The organism is Stutzerimonas xanthomarina DSM 18231 (assembly GCF_900129835.1).
Classification (GTDB): Bacteria; Pseudomonadota; Gammaproteobacteria; order Pseudomonadales; family Pseudomonadaceae; genus Stutzerimonas; species Stutzerimonas xanthomarina.
In genome coordinates this window covers 217316-233692 of sequence record NZ_FQXA01000003.1, presented here as the reverse complement: position 1 = coordinate 233692, position 16377 = coordinate 217316, and the positions used below count along the sequence as shown (strand labels likewise).

Below are 16377 nucleotides of genomic sequence, written 5' to 3'. Positions count from 1 at the left end.
CGCACAAGCGGCTGAATGTGAGGCGCGATTGTAGAGTCTTGAACAGGTGATAACCATGGCGAACAGCCATCATTTCGCAGGAATACAGCGGGCCGAATAGAAAGTTCCTGCAAAGGCAAATGGCACTCTGCTAGCATCGATCCGTTGCAATCAGGAGAGCAGCCATGACTTGTGTCGCTTGCGGTTACCAGCCGACCGAAAAAGAACGCGCCGAACAGCCCTATGCGTGCCCGCGCTGCGAGCCAGAATCATGGCGACCGTCGTTGGCACAGGCCACGAAGGATTGCTTTAAGAGTCTGGCTAAAGCTGCGCTTGGGTCACAGCTGATCGGCGGCGTCGCGGATAGGAGGCGTTTTGCCAAGGGTTTCGCCGATGCCATGGATGACCTCGAGGCAATGAACGATCCGCGCAATACAGCGCACAGCATCGCGGCTGCTCACGAGCAGCGACGTGCAAGCCCTGGGCTGGTTCGCACATCATTTGGCTGGGTGGGCTCGCTCTGGCCTGCCAAAAAAGAATCAAAGGGCGGTCCTGCGAAACGCGACATGACGCCGCAAGAAGAAGCAGCGCAGCTGTCAGAAGCGGTTACCCATGCGCTTGATCAGGTTGAAACTGTTGTTCATGCCTATCAGCAGAGCCGTTCACCCGTGACGGCGAGCACGCCTGAATCTCCCCCTGAAACCTCAGCCCAGACAGCCAGCAAGGCGTCGTAGACACGCGCCCTTGCTGCCACCCTGTTCCCTCCCGTGTTGCTCCGCCAGCTGGTTGCGGCGCACCACACGCTCTGCCATCAGCCATCGCTAGCGGACCCGGGCCTGGGATCATCTCTACCATTCCCCATTCCCCATTCCCAATTTTCAATCAGGCCTTAGGTCTGCAGCCAGAAAATAGCCTTGAAACAATACATATAAAAATATAATGTAATTGAGTTAATTGAATGGCAATACGACAGGGCCGGCGATTTAGGCTGGACGCTCGATGTCATCAGTGTATTGCTCATCGAAAGGACTTTTTCTCAAGGACAAGACCGCACATGAAGACCATCAGTGTTCAAGGCAACATGGGTAACGGCTTCGCAATCGAAGTGGACTGCGGCAATCACCGGGTACTAATCGACCAGCCGCGTGCAGCGTTCGGTACTGATACCGGGCCGAGCCCGCTGGAGTTGGTCTTGGCGGCGCTTGCGGGTTGCTTCGGAACCATCGGTCGTTTCCTCGCCCACCAGCGCAAGGTGGAGCTGCGTGGCATGCGCTTCGAAGTCGAGGCGGACTACGATCCGGCCGGGTTGCTCGGGCGCGACACCAGCGTGCGGCCGGGCTTCGAGGAAGTGCGTCTTCGGGTAGATATTGATGCTGACATGACGCTGGAGCAAAAACAGGAATTTCTCGCCGAGATAGAGCGCCGGTGTCCGCTGGCAGACAACCTGTTGCATGGCACGCGGCTGCACAGCGAGTTGGCAGGCTGATCACTGAAGCTGCACAAGCGTCAAAGCAAAGGGCAGCTGACACGGAAGGCGCTGAAGCACTTCGGCGTAGGGGCTGGACAGTTGAATAGATAGGTTTTTTCGGCGCTGGCGCGCGCGTCCCGTGCAGCAACAGAGAAGAAATCCGCGGCAGCAGGCGCAGCTGCCTGGTGGCAGGACGGTTCGCTGATCGCCGGCCCTGTTGATTTTAGATTCCATTCATCGCATTCGGCCGTTAGGCCGGCAAGGAGTTTTTATGCGCTATCTGTTGCCTTTGAGCTGTTTGGCGTTGAGCTTGTCTGCCCAGGCAGAGCCTCTGGATCCGTTGATCAAGGAGGGGATGGCACTCATTCCTCCATTTCAGCAGCAGCTGATGGCCACGGTGAAGTCGGCGGTGGAAAGTGGCGGGCCGCAACAGGCGGTGCAGGCCTGTCAGCAACTGGCGCCGCAGATCACTGCCGAGCATAGTGAGGCGCCTTGGCGGGTGGGTCGCACGGCACTGAAGCTGCGTAGCCAGGACAATGCACCCGATCCCTGGGAGCGCGCTGTGCTGGAGCAGTTTCAGCAGCGCGCTGCGGAGGGGGAGCCGCTGCAAAACATGTCGCATGCCGAAATGGTGGATGGTGAGTTTCGACTGATGAAGGCCATTCCCACTGGCGAGGCGTGTCTGGCCTGTCATGGTGGTTCGATTAAACCCGAGCTGGCGGCGCTGATTGACCAGTATTACCCCGAGGACAAGGCTCGGGGGTTCAAGCTTGGGGAACTGCGGGGCGCTTTCACGCTCAGGCGTGCTGTCGACTAGCCGTCTGCTTTACTGACCTGCCCGTGGCCGCCCGGCTGCGGCGCACGGACGATGTAGTCACGCATAGGGACAGCGCCTTCCACAGACAACTGTCGCGTCCCGCCGAGTTGCTCGTGCGCCGATGCGTCCTGCCACGCTGGCCAGTCCGGTGATAACAAGGCTGATGGCGCCACAGTCGCAGACGGCAACTCAGGTCGTCCGATGGCGTTGTCTAACGCGATGGTCAGCCAATCAGCGTTTCTGCGAATCCTCTTCGTCATCGACGCGCTCGTCGTCTCCGTGAGCGTTTTCGATCGTGTCCTCGGTTAAACGCGGCTGCGGGTCTTCGCCGGTAGGGTTCTGGTAGCCATGTGCGCTTGCCTCGTTATCGAGGTCCTGCTGGGCCTGGCTGTTTGTGTCGGCCGGCTCATGCTCGGTCGGTTCCTGATTGGCCGACGCAGTCGTTGCCAGCAGGACTAGTAACACTGATGAAGCGATGCTCAAGCTCTTCATTTGCTTTCCCTCGACTGTTTGCGGGCTCCATGTTTCGGACCTGCAGCGGCTTGCGATCGTTCGTGTCTGCTGCTGGACGGGCCCCGCATTGACTCGTGCTTACCGACGGTGGGCACCCAGTCGTGTTTGGGCTGTCTCAGCTGCGAATCCGCATGCCGAGGCGCTACATGATCGATTGGTTGATGAAGAACCAGCAGCTGATTTCACTGCTGATCTCCTTGAGCACACTGCTGGTGTGGATGTTTTATGCGCACTTGCTCTTGCGCAACTTCAGGCGGCAACGTCGGCCGAGCCTGCTCATCAATCGCGGCGCAGGCAAAGGACTGGGCTCGCTTTGCCTGATCTCCAACATGAGTGCCGAGCCGATGTTCATCAATCAGCTGGTCGTTTCCGTCGAAACCTCGCGCGGGCCCTTGGACGTCGATATCACCGACATCCGCCAGAGCGTGGAGGATGATGTGCCTCCCGATCTCGCCATCCACCAGACCACCCACCAGGGCCCGTTGAACAGTGGCGAATTCATCCACGTCGGCACCTTTCAGGGGATGTTGCGGCGTGTCGCCGAGCTCAATGGCATCGAGCTCCAAGGCCATCAGCCAAAGGGTGACTGGCAATTCCACTGCATGGAAGTCCGCGCAGTGGCGTTTTATGGTCCCGAGCGCCACCCGCTCGGTGTGTTGCGTCGTTTCAAGTTGAGCGATGTCACCGATCCGGAATGCCGTCTGGTGCCGGAGAGCCCGTTTACCCAGCAGCTGACCTCTTGGCATGGCCGTAGACGAGTGCGCAAGTGGCTATCGGACGGGCTGAATGACTAATCCTTTGCAAGCATGGGCCTAAACACGCTGGAACTCCGGTTGGTTTCGAAGGTCACGTAGAACTGGCTTTCCAGCGACGGTTTTAACGATTGGCTGGGTTTGGCCGTGACATGCGCTGCGCAGCGGAACATTGCTGACGTGTAATTGATAGGACAGCTTGGTTTCGACGAGGCTGCAGCAGTAAGGGAATCGGTCGTGGAGATCAACCGGGTAAGCGCAAGGGACATCAACGAAGAACACTACGAGCTGGTTGTGATCGGGTCTGGTTTTGGGTCGAGCTTCTTTTTGACCGAAGCATTGAAGCATCTGACCGGGCGCGCATTGATCATTGAGTGGGGCGACTTCCATCCCTGGGATTGGCAGATCAAGACCCAGAGCAGTTCCGCAATCACGCCGGAATCCACCTACGACAATCGCGGCGAAAAGCCCTGGAACACCACCATCGCCCTCGGCGGCGGGATGAACTGCTGGTATTCACAGACGCCTCGCTTGCACCCCAGCGATTTCGCCATCCGCTCGCGCTACGGCGTCGGTAATGACTGGCCGCTGAGCTATGCCGACCTTGAGCCTTACTACTGCCAGGCAGAGCAGATCATGTCGATTGCCGGCGACCCGGACATGACCCGCGTGCTGCCACGCAGCCAGCCGTTCCCGCAGCCGCCGCACAAAGGCTCATCCATCGACATGCTGATGAAGGAGGCCATGCCTGACCATCATTTCATCATGCCGACCGGGCGTGCTCGGGTCGCGACCGGAACTCGTGGCGTCTGCTGTGCCAACGCCACCTGCAACCTCTGCCCGATGAATGCCAAATTCACTGCGCAGAATGGCCTGGCTGAGCTGTATAGCCATCCCAAGGTAGATGTGTGCTTGAAGACCGAAGTGCGCACGCTCGAATACCAGGGCAACATCATTAAGGGCGTCACGATCCGCTCCGATGGGCAGGAATCCAAAGTATTCGGCGACCTCTTCGTGCTGGGCGCCAATGCCATCCAGAGCCCGGCGATCCTGCTGCGTTCGGATATCAACTTTGGCGAAACCGGTATGGGCCTGCATGAGCAAGTAGGCGCCAACGTCGAGGTCTATCTGGATGGCTTGGGCAATTTCGACGGAAGCACGATTACCACCGGCCTCAATTACGCGCTGTACGACGGTGAATTCCGCAAGGAGCACTCGGCGTGCCTGGTCTATTTTGAGAATCGGTGGCCCTATGGGCTGCGGCCGGAAATCGGACGCTGGAACCAGACGCTACCGTTGATGCTGGTGAGCGAAGACCTGCCCAATGTGGAGAACCGAGTGGTCATCGACCCGCAGACCGGACAGGCCATCATCGATTACCGGGGCGAGTCCGATTACGGCATGAAGGGAGTGCAGTACGGGCTGGACAGCCTGGAGAAGCTGCTTGCGCCGCTGCCGGTGGAGTCGATCAATTTCAGGGAATGGCGTCTGACAGAATCGCACGTGCAGGGCACGTTGCGCATGGGGCAGGTGGATGACGGTTCGGTGGTAGACGGCCAGATGCTGCATCACAAGATGCGCAACCTCGTTGTCGTCGGTACTGCGACTTATCCGAGCTGCTCGCCGGCGAATCCCAGCCTGACGGCTGCCGCCTTGTCTATCCGTGCTGCTGATCTGCTGTATAGCTAAGGATTGCCTATGAAACGTCGTACGTTGCTCATTTCGTCCGCCGCCGCGCTTGGTCTGACCGCTGTGGGTGCTGGCGCCTGGGTCTACGAGGACCGTCAGGTCTTCATTCCTCAACTGCTGCAACGGCTGGTGGGAAACTTCCAGATGGATCCTGACGATCAGCGCAAATTTGTCGATGCGATGGCTGACCACTACGGCTCGGAGAAGCTGACCGCGCTGATGGGGCTGTACAAGATTCGCCAGGAAACCGGGGTAGGGGCGCCCTACACTGATCTCCGCGTCGATATTTTTGAGCGCCGGTTGTTAACGGACTTCATGGTTTCAACTGATTTCCTGCGACAGCAGAACAAGGCCAATCCCAAGGTCAGCTTTCTTGGCTACCGGTTGCCCTGCAGCAATCCTTATGCCCGGTTCGACGGGCTGGCGTGAGGCCATACGACCTTCGCCTGTCTTGTTGAAACCGTCGGTCATTGGACATTTGCAGTGTCATTCGTTGGATCAAGTGACAGGCTGGGTGCTCCCCTCAATCCGTCTCATCCGGAGGCCTGTTCATGCGCATCGCTGTCTTCAGTACCAAGCCCTACGATCGCACCTTTCTGGATCAGGCCAACCAGGCACACCAGCATCAACTGGTTTATCTGGACGCCCGGCTGACCGCGGAAACCGCGGCGCTAGCGGCGGGTTTCGCCGGCATCTGTGCCTTCGTTAACGACAAGCTTGACCGCGAGGTGCTGCAGCGCTTGCATGCCAGCGGCACGGAGCTCATTGCCCTGCGGTCGGCCGGTTTCAATAACGTCGACCTCACCGAGGCGGAGCGGCTGGGCATGACGGTCGCGCGAGTGCCGGCGTATTCGCCCCACGCGGTGGCAGAGCATGCGGTGGCACTGGTGCTCGGGCTCAACAGGATGACCCATCGCGCCTATAACCGCGTGCGTGAAGGAAATTTCTCCCTCGATGGCCTGCTCGGTTTCGACCTGTACGGCAAGACGGTCGGCGTTATTGGCACCGGGAAAATCGGCCTTATCTTCGCTGACATCATGCATGGCTTCGGTTGTAGGGTGCTGGCCAGCGATCCCTTTCCCAGCGCCGATGCGAAGGAATTCGTCAGCTATGTGCCGTTGGAAAAACTGTTCGGCGAAGCGGACATCATTTCGCTGCACTGCCCGCTGACCCCGGAAACCAACCACCTGATCGATGCCGACGCGATCGCTCAGATGAAGCCGGGCGTAATGTTGATCAACACCGGTCGAGGCCGTGTAGTCGATACGCGCGCAGTCATCGAGGGCCTCAAGAGCGGAAGGATCGGTCGGCTAGGGCTGGATGTTTACGAGGAGGAAGAAAACCTGTTCTTCCAGGACCTTTCGCAGCAGGTCATCAGCGACGATTTGTTCATGCGCCTGACGACCTTTCCCAACGTGGTGATCACGGGACATCAGGCATTCTTCACCGCTGAAGCGCTGACCAATATTGCCGAGACCACACTGGCCAATATCAGCGCCTTCGAGCGGGGGAGCGGAGCCCTGCACCGGGTGACCGTCGACAAGCTGGTGTAGCCATCACGGTTCGCTTTGACGCCTGGTTTGCCAGACTGAACCCTAACCGGATCAGCGCGGAATTTGCTCGCTGATCAGCATGCCGCAAGCGACTTGATAAATCTGATTTCCCCGTCTGATCGTCAGCGGCGCTCGTTCAGCAATCACTGCGCCGTTGTCGAGCATACGTTCGATGTGGGTACGCAGTTGATGGTATTGCCTGGTGTATTCCCGATGCATCTGGATCGGCTCCCTCAGGTATCTCGAGCTATTAGGCGTAACGATGCAGTTAGGACTCGCCAGATACGGGTTTGCTCGTACCGTTTGTCCGAGAGTGCACCTGCGATGTCGGTCACCTAGACCATTACGTGGCAATGGTATTCGTCCATGATCGCCGGTAGTATCAAAACGCTATCTCAGCCGCGAAGCGTTACTACAGGTGGGCCAGACGCATGAATGAACAAGCCATACCGGTGCTGATCACATTTCTCGCCGTTGCCGGTATCGCCGCGTGGTTGTTGCGTCGAGCGCTGGCCACCTTGAGGGATCAGCGCGACGCGAATGAAGCGCAACCAACCCAAGCTAAGATCGCAAATCCCGATCTTCGGTCCGACCGATAACGCGGCAACAGGGGCGACACGCCTGATGGGCTCAGCTCTGGAATAGCTGGCGCAGGCTACTCGGCGCTAGCCCGGTCCAGCGTTTGAACGAACGGCGGAAATTGGTGGTGTCGTTGAAGCGCAGGTAGCTCGCCACTTCATCATTGCTGTAGCCCTTCATTTGGTACAGGTACAGCGCTACATGCTTGCGTACCTGATCCAACTGTTCCTGAAAGCCGGTGCCATGCTTGTGCAGTTTGCGCTTGAGCGAGGCGGGACTCATCTCGAAGGACTGGGCGACACGCTCCAGATTCAGCGGCTCTCGGATGTTCGCGTAGAGATGGTCGTACAGCTGATCGATAAAGCTGCCAGCCCAGCCAAGGCTCTCCAGCTGCGCGCAACTCGCCTGCTGCGCGACCTGCCCGGCGGTCGCCGAGGCGCCTGGCCAAGGCTTGTGCAGATATTCCAGCGGCAGGCTCATCATGGTCATCTGACTGGCGAAGGTCAGCTGCTCGCTCAGATGCACCCAGTACTGCTCGACATGCCGCGGCTGCGGATAGGCGAGGTGGAAGCGCCAAGGGAGGCGCTCGCCGGATAGCCGTCTGCTCATCGCCACCACGGCGGTCAGGCTGGCCTCGGTGAGAAATTGCTGCTGATCGCCTGCGCCGCAGCTGTCGGTCCAATACAGGTAGGCCTGCTGTTTGTCGAGCAGCAACCGGGGGGTGAGTAGCGGACTGAACAGGGCGCGAAATTGCTGCAGTTGTTCTAATGCCTGTTGCAACGTGCAGGCATGGGTCAGTGCGTGGCTGACCTCGCCGTAGTGGCCGGGTAACAGGCGCTGGCCGAACAGAAAGCTGCTGTCGTCAGCCTCAAGCAAGCGCTGCGCGTTTCCAATCAGGATCAGGAACTGCAGGGGACTGATCCGCGCCTGGCCACCGATGACGTCTTCATAGAACAGCCCACTACCACGCAGTAGCTGGTGGTTGTCGATCCCGCGTGACAGCGCCAGATCGATCAGCACGGCCGGCTGGTGATGAGCGGCGATGAAACGCGTATCGCAATCGTAACCAGTGGGCATGGCCATTTCCTCAGGCGCAGCGCGGCAACTGCTGCTTGGTTTTGGCCAGGTTCAAATTGAGACGTTTGAGCAGCTGTTCAGCATCCTCGTCGAACGCCATCACGGTCCCTGTACTTGCACGGAGGTGCACCCGTTCGCCGTGCTGTGCTGTTTTGTGCGCCAGGCTGGCCACCGCCTGTTGCAGTTCATCTGCGATCATCCGGGCCTGGGTCTCGCCCGTGTTTGGCAACACCGCCACGAAGCGATCCCCGGCCAGGCGGCAGAGTAGATCCTGACGGCGCAGATTGAGCAGCAGCTGCTGCGCGATGGCCTGCAAAACCGCATCCCCCTCTGCCTGGCCGTAGCGCTGATTGATTGTGTTGAAATCGTCCAGGTCCACGACCACCAGTGACAGTGGCTGCTGTTCCGCCTGGGCGTGACCGAGCGCCAGCTGCACTTGCTGGCGCAGGTATTCCGCGGCGCCCAATGGGGTCAGCTTGTCGAACAGGCGGTGCTCGCGGAAGCCTTTCTCACGCTTGCTCATCTGCTGGCTGATGGCACGCTGTTCCTGGTTGAGGTGATAGATGCCCAGCGTCAACAGCAGCAAGCCGATGGGCATCGGCGCGGTCTCCAGCCAATTGTCCCAGACGGCCAGCTCCGGCAGCTGAATGAACTCGTCCAGGGTGTCCATCCACCAGGAAAAGAACACGCAGGCCAGGCCCAAGGCGAGCAACCGTGTCACTCGACCGGCTGGACGGCTGTGCAGCAGCATGATCAACCAGGCGAGCGCCAGCACGGCCGAGCCGCCTTCGCCGGTAACGTCCATCCAGTTGATCTCGGCCCAGGTCTTGAGCTGGCCGGTCGCCAGGTAGACCTGCAGACCAAGATTGGCGACGAAAGCGAGGCCGAGCAGCGTGAGGGTGTGGAGCTTGAGCAGGGATTTCATCGGGTCTCCGTGGCGAGCCGCGCCAGTGCGTGAGGGCACGGAAACAGATGGATGTGACGGTTGGATGAATGGGGTGGGGGTTGAATTGGCTCAGTGTTTTTTCACGGTGTTGTTCGTTTCTTGGGGTGTGGCGGATTAGCTGCGTAGGGTGGGCTTCAGCCCACCGTGACGGAGTGGCGCTGTGCTTGTGGTGGGCTAAAGCCCACCCTACGGGTTGAGCGCTGCGTCCCGAGCCGGAGGCGGGTCATATCGGCTCACCTCATACCCCAAACCACCCCAATAGCCCCACTCTGGCGCCCCAGCAAAACCCCTGTCACAGAACCGCCATATCCCCGACCTACCGTCCGCTGCAGTTCCGGGATGGACCCGGTAAACAGCGTTCGGGGGATTGTTCATGAGCACATACCGCAGCGGCATTCGTCATGCAGGATTTCGCATCAGCCTGCTGGCCCTGGCTATCAGTGCCGGTTCGGCCTGGGCCGAGGAGCCGCTTGTCATGGAGCACGTCGAAGTGATCGGCCAGGCCGTCAGCATCGACGAGGCATTGAGGGAACAGCGCAGCTCCGACAGCGTGAAAAGCGTGGTGCACGCCGACGGCATCGGCCAGCTTCCGGACGACAACGCCGCCGAAGCACTACAGCGTATCCCCGGCCTGTCGGTCGAACGCGACCAGGGTGAAGGCCGCTTCGTTAGCGTGCGCGGCATCGCGCCGGACCTTAACAGCGTCACCATCAATGGCACCCTGGTGCCTTCGCCGGAAAGTGGTCGTCGCGCCGTTGCGCTGGACGTGCTGCCTTCCGAGCTGGTGCAGTCGCTCTCGGTGGTCAAGACCCTCACGCCGGACATGGATGCCAACTCCCTGGGCGGCACCATCGAGGTGGAGAGCCTGTCCGCCTTCGATCACGACGCCCTGTTCTACAGCCTCAGCACCGAAGCCAGCTACGACGAGAACGTCGGCGAGACCAGCCCGAAATTCTCCGGTGCCATCAGCAACCGCTTCAGTCTGGGCGACGGTGTCGACAACTTCGGCGTGGCCGCAGCCTTGAGTTGGCAGGACCGCGACTTCGGTTCGGACAACGTGGAAACCGGCGGAAAGTGGGATTTTGAAGACGATGGCGCCCGGCTGCGGGAGTTCGAGCAGCGCGACTACGAGATCACCCGCGAGCGCACAGGCTTTGGCCTGAACTTCGATTACCAGCCAGACGACCTCAGCAGCTACTACCTGCGCACGCTGTACAGCCGCTTCAAGGATACCGAGACCCGCAACGCAGCCGGCGTCGAGTTCGAAGAGGCACAACGGGCCGGTGAACTGGGCGATGCCGAGGGCTGGCGTGAGCTGAAGTCCCGCGAGGAAACCCAGACCATCCAGTCCTACGTGTTCGGCGGTGAACGCATGATGGGCTTCTGGACCCTCAGCGGTCAGGTCGGCTACAGCGAGGCCCGCGAGCGCAACCCGGGCGGTATTTCCAGCGCGACCTTCGAGGGTGACTTCGCTGACGTCGGTTTCTCCAGCACGGGCAAACCGCGCCTTACCGTCGACCCGTCTTTCTACGATCCTGCGAGCTTCGAGCTGGACGAGGTGGAGTGGGAGAAGACCGATGCGCGTGACAAGGAAAAGAACATTCGCCTGGATCTGGCCCGTGATTTCGACATCCAGGGCTATGCCTCGCAGCTCAAGTTCGGTGGCAAGCTCAGCCGGCGCGACAAGACCAATGACGCCGAGATCTGGGCCTACGACGATTTCGACGACCTGACCTTGGCCGACTTCCAGAGTGGCAAGGTCGACTACGCGCTGGACCGCTTCGGTTCGGGCGTCAGTGCCGGCGGCCTGGAAGGCCTGATTGGCGGCCTCGATGCGAGCGAGTTCTACGATCAAGAGGAGTCGCGCATCGGCGACTTCGACATGAGCGAAGACATCAATGCGGCGTATTTCATGAACACCCTGGACTTGGACAAGTGGCGCATCATCGCCGGCCTGCGCTATGAGGGCACCGAGTTCAGCGCCAAGGGCACCGGCCTGCGCGACGGTGAGTTCGAAGCCGTATCCAGCGACAACCGTTATGAACATTGGCTGCCGGGCTTGCATGCGCGCTATGAGCTGACGCCCGATACCTTCGTTCGGGCGGCCTGGACCAATACCGTGGTGCGCCCGACGTTCGAGCAGCTGGCGCCTGGCTTCTTCATCGATGGCGAAGATGCGGAGTTTGGCAACCCTGACCTCAAGCCACTGGAGTCGATGAACTACGACCTCGGCATCGAGCACTACATGGGCCGCGCGGGCGCTGTGTCGGCCTATCTGTTCTACAAGGACATCGACAACTTCATCTACAACACCGATCTGGCCGGCACGGGCCAATGGACCGAATTCGACGAAGCGCTGAGCTTCGAGAACGGCAGCAGCGCCAAGCTCTATGGTATCGAGTTGGCCTATTCGCAGAAGCTGAACTGGCTACCGGCACCTTGGAATGGCGTGCTGCTGGGCGCCAATGCCACCTTCAGCAAATCCGATGCAGAGATCGAAGGGCAGGGCAGCAGTCGCAGCATCGACCTGCCAAACCACTCCGATAGCGTCGGCAACCTCATGGTCGGCTGGGAAAATGACGTGTTCAACATGCGTCTGGCGGCCAACTACAAATCCGAGTACCTGGCCGAAGTGGCCGGTATCGATGACGCAGCCCACGACCTCTACGCAGACGATCAGCTGTTCGTGGACTTCAAGGCAGGCTACTTCATCACGCCGAACCTGCAGGTGACCCTCGAAGCGCTGAACCTCACGGACGAGTCCTACTTCGTCTACACCGGGCGCAGCAACTTCAACGCCCAGTACGAGGAATACGGCCCGACCTACAAGCTTGGCCTGACCCTGACGCACTTCTGACCAACTTCGACTTTTTGCCGCCCCGCCTCTGCTCTGTTCCCCTTTTAGAACGGTGGCGGTCAGCGGCTGCTGATTGGATAAACCATGTATATGACTTTGCATAAACCCATGCTGCTGAGCCTCTGCATTGCGCTGGCGGCCTGTCAGTCCGGAGCGGGCGTCGACTCCGACAAGCAGCCGGCGCCGAACCTGAGCATCGTGGATGCCGCACCGCTGGAAGCCGTGAGCGCTCAGCTGATTTCAGATGCGGACTTATGGCCCGATGCTTCCCAGCTGATTGTTCGCCCGGATTCTCGCGGGCTGCAGATACTCGACGCCAAGGGCGCAGTGATCAGCGATTTCAAAGGCCGCTTTGAAGGCCTGGATCATCGTGTCGGTGCGCAGGGCATGTTGATCGCCACCCTCGACCGCAAGCGCCAGCAGGCCGTGTTGCTAGGGCTTGACCGTCAGCATCGCTGGAGCCAGCCGCTGTACATCCCGCGAACGGGCTTCGCCATCGAGGGGCTGTGCCTGTTCCGCGACGCGGCGCGCAACAGCTTCCTTTTTCTGGTCGGTGAAGAAGGTATCGGCGAGCAGTGGCTGGTCGCCGCGAACATGCGCCCACTCGCAACCCCGCAGCGCGTACGCGGCCTGAGCCTGCCACCGGAAAGCGGCTACTGCCAGGTGAATGATCAAACCGGCGAGCTGATCGTCAACGAGGAAGGCGTGGGCCTCTGGCGTTACGCGGCGGATGCCGAAGCACCGCTTGTGCGCGGTCCGGTGGATATGGTTCAGCCGTTCGGGGGTATCGCCGAAGCAACTGCCGGCATGGCATTGGTGCCCGGCGGATTGCTGGCGCTAGACCCGGAAGCCGGCGCGCTGCACCTCTATGGGCGAGACGCCGACAGCTGGCGTAGCCATTCGGTACTGCCGCTCGAAGGCTTCGACGAGCCTGAGCAGATCAGCGCCCGATTGACCGAGGGTGGCCTCGAGCTGCTGCTGACCGATGAGCGTGGTGCCCACACGGCCCGTCTGGATTGGCAGCCACCATCGCCCACCGTGACGGCTGTCATCCCGATGTTGCCGGCTCAGGCTCAGACCGACCCGGTGCCGCACCTGGGGGATGCAGCCGATGACCCGGCGATCTGGGTCAATGCCCAAGACCCCGGCAGAAGCCGTGTGCTGGGCACCGACAAGAAGGGCGGGCTCGGCGTGTACGACCTGACCGGCAAGCAGCTCCAGTACCTGCCCGTCGGGCGGTTGAACAACGTGGACGTGCGCACTGGCTTTGTTCTTGGCGGCAAGCAGGTTGACCTCGCCGTGGCCAGCAACCGCGATCACAACAGCTTGCACCTGTTCGCCATCGATCCAACAAGCGGGCAGTTGAGCGACATCGGCCAGATCGCCACGCCGATCTCCGAAATCTATGGCCTGTGCATGTTCAAGGATCGCCAGGGCGCTATCCATGCGATCGCCAACGACAAGGACGGCACCTTTCTGCAGTACCGCCTGGAGGGTTCCAGCGGCTCGCCGCGTGGTGAGCTAGTGCGGCAGTTCACGGTCGCCAGTCAACCCGAGGGATGCGTGGCCGATGACCGCACCCAGCGGCTCTTCGTCGGTGAGGAGGACGAGGCGGTCTGGACGCTGGATGCCCGTGGCGATGCCCCAGCGAAGCTGGAAAGGGTCATCGGTGTCGGCGGCCCGTTGCATGACGACGTCGAGGGGCTGGCGCTCTACCAGGGTGCGAAGGCCGATTACCTGGTGATCTCGAGCCAGGGTAACGACAGCTATCTGGTACTGGATGCCGCCGCGCCTTACGCCGTTCGCGGCGCATTCCGCGTTGGTTTGAATGCCGAGCGCGGCATCGATGGCGCATCGGAGACCGATGGGCTGGAGGTCACTTCGGCCAACCTCGGCGGTATCTGGAGCCGCGGCGTGCTGGTGGTGCAAGACGGCCGCAAACGCATGCCCGAAGGCGCTCAGAACTACAAATACCTGCCGTGGGCAGCGGTTGCTGACGCGCTAGGGCTGGACTGACCTCGGTCGCATGAATGCATCAGGCGACGCCCGCAACGTAGCCTGAAAGTAATAAACGAGTGCCGCCCCACAGGGCGGCCGGAGGAAATACAGATGCAAAGTGAACATATGTCGGTCTGGGGCTTGGTCAGCGAGGCCAGCCTGGTGGTGCAACTGGTGATGGTGATTCTGGTGCTGGCCTCGATTGCCAGTTGGTACCTCATCATCCAGCGTGGCGCGGCCTTGCGCCGCAGCGAACGCCTTTTGAAAACCTTCCTGCAGCGCTTTCGTAGCGGCGCGGAACTGACGCAGTTGTATCGCGAGGACGGTGATCAGCCGCTGCCCCGCGAGGCGGCCCTGCAGCACATCTTTCTCGCCGGTTATCAGGCGTTCAGCCAGCTGCAGCGCCAGCCGGGCATTGCGCCGGATGCGGTGATCGAGGGGGTGGAGCGCAGCCTGTATGTCGCGATTTCCGAGCAGGAAGAGCGCTTGGAAGGCGGTTTGCAGTTCCTCGCCACGGTCGGTTCGGTCAGCCCCTATATCGGCCTCTTCGGTACGGTGTGGGGGATCATGAATTCCTTCCTTGGTCTGTCCATGGTGCAGCAGGCGACGCTCTCCACCGTTGCTCCGGGCATTGCGGAAGCGCTGATCGCCACGGCCATCGGCCTGTTCGCGGCGATCCCCGCGGTGATGGCCTACAACCGCTTTTCCGCCCGCGGCCAGACCCTGAGCGCGCGTTACTACAGCTTCGCCAACGAGCTGCAGGCGCGCCTGCATCGTCGCCTGCATGCCGGCTCGCCCAGCGTCGCCGCTGCCGCCTGAAGGAGCTTCGCCATGCTGGTCAAACCGCAGCGTAAACACGGCCCCAAAGCCGAAATGAATGTGGTGCCCTACATCGATGTGATGCTGGTGTTGCTGGTGATCTTCATGGTCACCGCGCCGATGCTGGTGCAGGGTGTGAAGATCGAATTGCCCAAGGTCGCCGCCGAGGCGCTGCCCATCGAGAATGAGCGGCAGATTCTGACCCTCTCGGTGAAGGCCGACGGCAGCTTCTACTGGCACCTTGGCACCGAGCTGAATGCCGAGGACCAGACGGACAGCGCCATCGACCTCGGGGAAATGCGCGAGAAGGTCGCCGCGATCATCGCCGAGCGCGGCGATACCCAAGTCTACGTACGCGCTGATGATGCTGCGGACTATGGCCGCGTGGTGGCGGGGATAGCCGAGCTGCAGCGCGGCGGGGTGGTGAACCTCGGTCTGATTACCGAGGCGCCACCTGGGCAGCCTACGCCATGAGCAGCCTGACCATGACGCTACCAATGAGCTTCCCGGTAGCGCGTCCGCAGTGGCGCAGCCATGCCGGTGCGGCGGCGGTCACCCTGGCGCTGCACGCTGGCGTGTTCGGTCTGTTGCTGCATGGCTGGACGCCCGAGCTGAGTGCTCCGAGCCAGACTCAAGTGCTCAAGACCCAACTGATCGGCCTGCCGACTCCCAAGCCGGCGGCGGAGGCTGTGATCGAGCCCGAGCCGACACCCGTCCCGGAGCCGCTGGTGGAGACAGTCATCGAGGAACCGCAGGTCGATCCGCAGATCGAACAGCAGCGCCTGGAACAGGCCGATCTGGCCTACAAGCGCGCCGAGCAGGAGCGACAGGCAGAGGAGGCGCGCGTCAAAGAGCAGCAACGAGCCAAGCAGCAGCGCAAAGAGCAGCTGGAGCGCGAACGGCAGGAACGCATCGAAGTCGAGCGGCAGCAGCGCGAAGCCCAGCGCCGCGAGCAGCTGGCTCGTGAGGAACAACAGCGCCAACAGGCGGCACGTGCCGAAGCGGCGGCCGCTGCAGAACGCGCGCGCCAAGCCGAAGCCGCAGCGGCTGCCAGTCGCCAGTACCTGCCCATCGCCAAGGACGCACCTGACTACCCAACGCGTGCGCTGGACAAGGGCATCGAAGGCACCTGCACCGTCAGTTATTCGGTCAACCCACAGGGTCGGATCGAAAACCCGAAAGCGCTGGAAGACTGCCACCCGCTGTTTATCCGACCGTCACTTACGGCTGCTAAAAGTTTTCGCTACCAACCTCGGATCGTCGACGGTCGCGCCGTGACCGTCCCCGAGGTCAAAAACACCTTTCACTACCGCATCCAGTGATGCGGACC

The 16377-nt window shown here is 61.0% G+C and carries 16 protein-coding genes; 13 read left to right on the top strand and 3 right to left on the bottom strand.

The genetic code is table 11. From position 1 onward, the window contains the following. The first annotated feature begins 164 nt into the window (after positions 1-164). The 3 genes from BUE09_RS09025 to BUE09_RS09015 all read left to right on the top strand — a co-directional run bounded on the left by BUE09_RS09025 (position 165) and on the right by BUE09_RS09015 (position 2264). Positions 165-713 (top strand): hypothetical protein, encoded by a 549-nt coding sequence (locus tag BUE09_RS09025; protein WP_073300678.1) that lies wholly within the window; start codon positions 165-167, stop codon positions 711-713. A 320-nt stretch (positions 714-1033) separates the two neighbouring features. Beyond that, positions 1034-1465, top strand: a complete 432-nt coding sequence (locus BUE09_RS09020) for an OsmC family protein (RefSeq protein WP_073300677.1) — start codon at positions 1034-1036, stop codon at positions 1463-1465. A gap of 253 nt (positions 1466-1718) precedes the next feature. Next, the gene (locus BUE09_RS09015; RefSeq protein WP_073300676.1) at positions 1719-2264 is read left to right on the top strand and encodes a Tll0287-like domain-containing protein; all 546 of its coding nucleotides are present in this window, start codon (positions 1719-1721) and stop codon (positions 2262-2264) included. A gap of 231 nt (positions 2265-2495) precedes the next feature. Here BUE09_RS09015 and BUE09_RS09010 read toward each other — a convergent pair whose 3' ends face one another. Continuing rightward, the gene (locus BUE09_RS09010; protein WP_073300675.1) at positions 2496-2756 is read right to left on the bottom strand and encodes a hypothetical protein; all 261 of its coding nucleotides are present in this window, start codon (positions 2754-2756) and stop codon (positions 2496-2498) included. 167 nt (positions 2757-2923) lie between these two features. On the opposite strand from BUE09_RS09010, the gene BUE09_RS09005 reads away from it, so the two are divergent. The 5 genes from BUE09_RS09005 (at position 2924) to BUE09_RS20245 (ending at position 7370) form a co-directional block, all read left to right on the top strand. Beyond that, complete coding sequence (locus BUE09_RS09005) at positions 2924-3571, top strand: hypothetical protein (protein ID WP_073300674.1); 648 nt, start codon at positions 2924-2926, stop codon at positions 3569-3571. 285 nt (positions 3572-3856) lie between these two features. Next, the gene (locus BUE09_RS09000; RefSeq protein ID WP_231975578.1) at positions 3857-5218 is read left to right on the top strand and encodes a GMC oxidoreductase; all 1362 of its coding nucleotides are present in this window, start codon (positions 3857-3859) and stop codon (positions 5216-5218) included. Between the two features lie 9 nt (positions 5219-5227). Continuing rightward, complete coding sequence (locus tag BUE09_RS08995; protein ID WP_073300672.1) at positions 5228-5647, top strand: hypothetical protein; 420 nt, start codon at positions 5228-5230, stop codon at positions 5645-5647. 122 nt (positions 5648-5769) lie between these two features. Then, positions 5770-6771: a 2-hydroxyacid dehydrogenase gene (locus BUE09_RS08990; protein WP_073300671.1), complete on the top strand. Its 1002-nt coding sequence runs from the start codon at positions 5770-5772 to the stop codon at positions 6769-6771. A gap of 431 nt (positions 6772-7202) precedes the next feature. Next, positions 7203-7370 carry a hypothetical protein gene (locus BUE09_RS20245; protein WP_156889446.1) on the top strand — a complete coding sequence of 56 codons (168 nt, stop codon included), beginning with the start codon at positions 7203-7205 and terminating at the stop codon, positions 7368-7370. Between the two features lie 31 nt (positions 7371-7401). Here the strand turns inward: BUE09_RS20245 and BUE09_RS08985 are convergent, their stop codons facing one another. Then, entirely contained in the window at positions 7402-8433 is a 1032-nt protein-coding gene (locus BUE09_RS08985; RefSeq protein WP_073300670.1) for an AraC family transcriptional regulator, read from the bottom strand. A 4-nt stretch (positions 8434-8437) separates the two neighbouring features. After that, positions 8438-9352: a GGDEF domain-containing protein gene (locus BUE09_RS08980; RefSeq protein ID WP_073300669.1), complete on the bottom strand. Its 915-nt coding sequence runs from the start codon at positions 9350-9352 to the stop codon at positions 8438-8440. Positions 9353-9746: 394 nt separating this feature from the next. Here BUE09_RS08980 and BUE09_RS08975 point away from each other — a divergent pair, with 394 nt between their 5' ends. The 5 genes from BUE09_RS08975 to BUE09_RS08955 all read left to right on the top strand — a co-directional run bounded on the left by BUE09_RS08975 (position 9747) and on the right by BUE09_RS08955 (position 16369). Further along, a complete protein-coding gene (locus BUE09_RS08975; RefSeq protein ID WP_073300668.1) occupies positions 9747-12230 on the top strand; it encodes a TonB-dependent receptor in 2484 nt (827 codons plus the stop codon). Between the two features lie 84 nt (positions 12231-12314). Then, on the top strand, positions 12315-14246 hold the full coding sequence (locus BUE09_RS08970; RefSeq protein WP_073300667.1) for a phytase: 1932 nt from the start codon (positions 12315-12317) through the stop codon (positions 14244-14246). 87 nt (positions 14247-14333) lie between these two features. Continuing rightward, the gene (gene tolQ / locus BUE09_RS08965; RefSeq protein ID WP_073300666.1) at positions 14334-15047 is read left to right on the top strand and encodes a protein TolQ; all 714 of its coding nucleotides are present in this window, start codon (positions 14334-14336) and stop codon (positions 15045-15047) included. A 12-nt stretch (positions 15048-15059) separates the two neighbouring features. Further along, positions 15060-15521: a protein TolR gene (tolR, locus tag BUE09_RS08960; protein WP_073300665.1), complete on the top strand. Its 462-nt coding sequence runs from the start codon at positions 15060-15062 to the stop codon at positions 15519-15521. Then, positions 15518-16369: a TonB family protein gene (locus BUE09_RS08955; protein WP_073300664.1), complete on the top strand. Its 852-nt coding sequence runs from the start codon at positions 15518-15520 to the stop codon at positions 16367-16369. Before tolR ends, BUE09_RS08955 begins: the two co-directional genes overlap by 4 nt. Positions 16370-16377: the final 8 nt, after the last annotated feature.

Coding starts and splice junctions, on each gene's coding strand:
- BUE09_RS09025 (WP_073300678.1), top strand. CDS start 165: ATGACTTGTGTCGCTTGCGGTTACCAGCCGACCGAAAAAGAACGCGCC.
- BUE09_RS09020 (WP_073300677.1), top strand. CDS start 1,034: ATGAAGACCATCAGTGTTCAAGGCAACATGGGTAACGGCTTCGCAATC.
- BUE09_RS09015 (WP_073300676.1), top strand. CDS start 1,719: ATGCGCTATCTGTTGCCTTTGAGCTGTTTGGCGTTGAGCTTGTCTGCC.
- BUE09_RS09010 (WP_073300675.1), bottom strand. CDS start 2,756: ATGAAGAGCTTGAGCATCGCTTCATCAGTGTTACTAGTCCTGCTGGCA.
- BUE09_RS09005 (WP_073300674.1), top strand. CDS start 2,924: ATGATCGATTGGTTGATGAAGAACCAGCAGCTGATTTCACTGCTGATC.
- BUE09_RS08995 (WP_073300672.1), top strand. CDS start 5,228: ATGAAACGTCGTACGTTGCTCATTTCGTCCGCCGCCGCGCTTGGTCTG.
- BUE09_RS08990 (WP_073300671.1), top strand. CDS start 5,770: ATGCGCATCGCTGTCTTCAGTACCAAGCCCTACGATCGCACCTTTCTG.
- BUE09_RS20245 (WP_156889446.1), top strand. CDS start 7,203: ATGAATGAACAAGCCATACCGGTGCTGATCACATTTCTCGCCGTTGCC.
- BUE09_RS08985 (WP_073300670.1), bottom strand. CDS start 8,433: ATGGCCATGCCCACTGGTTACGATTGCGATACGCGTTTCATCGCCGCT.
- BUE09_RS08980 (WP_073300669.1), bottom strand. CDS start 9,352: ATGAAATCCCTGCTCAAGCTCCACACCCTCACGCTGCTCGGCCTCGCT.
- BUE09_RS08975 (WP_073300668.1), top strand. CDS start 9,747: ATGAGCACATACCGCAGCGGCATTCGTCATGCAGGATTTCGCATCAGC.
- BUE09_RS08970 (WP_073300667.1), top strand. CDS start 12,315: ATGTATATGACTTTGCATAAACCCATGCTGCTGAGCCTCTGCATTGCG.
- tolR (WP_073300665.1), top strand. CDS start 15,060: ATGCTGGTCAAACCGCAGCGTAAACACGGCCCCAAAGCCGAAATGAAT.
- BUE09_RS08955 (WP_073300664.1), top strand. CDS start 15,518: ATGAGCAGCCTGACCATGACGCTACCAATGAGCTTCCCGGTAGCGCGT.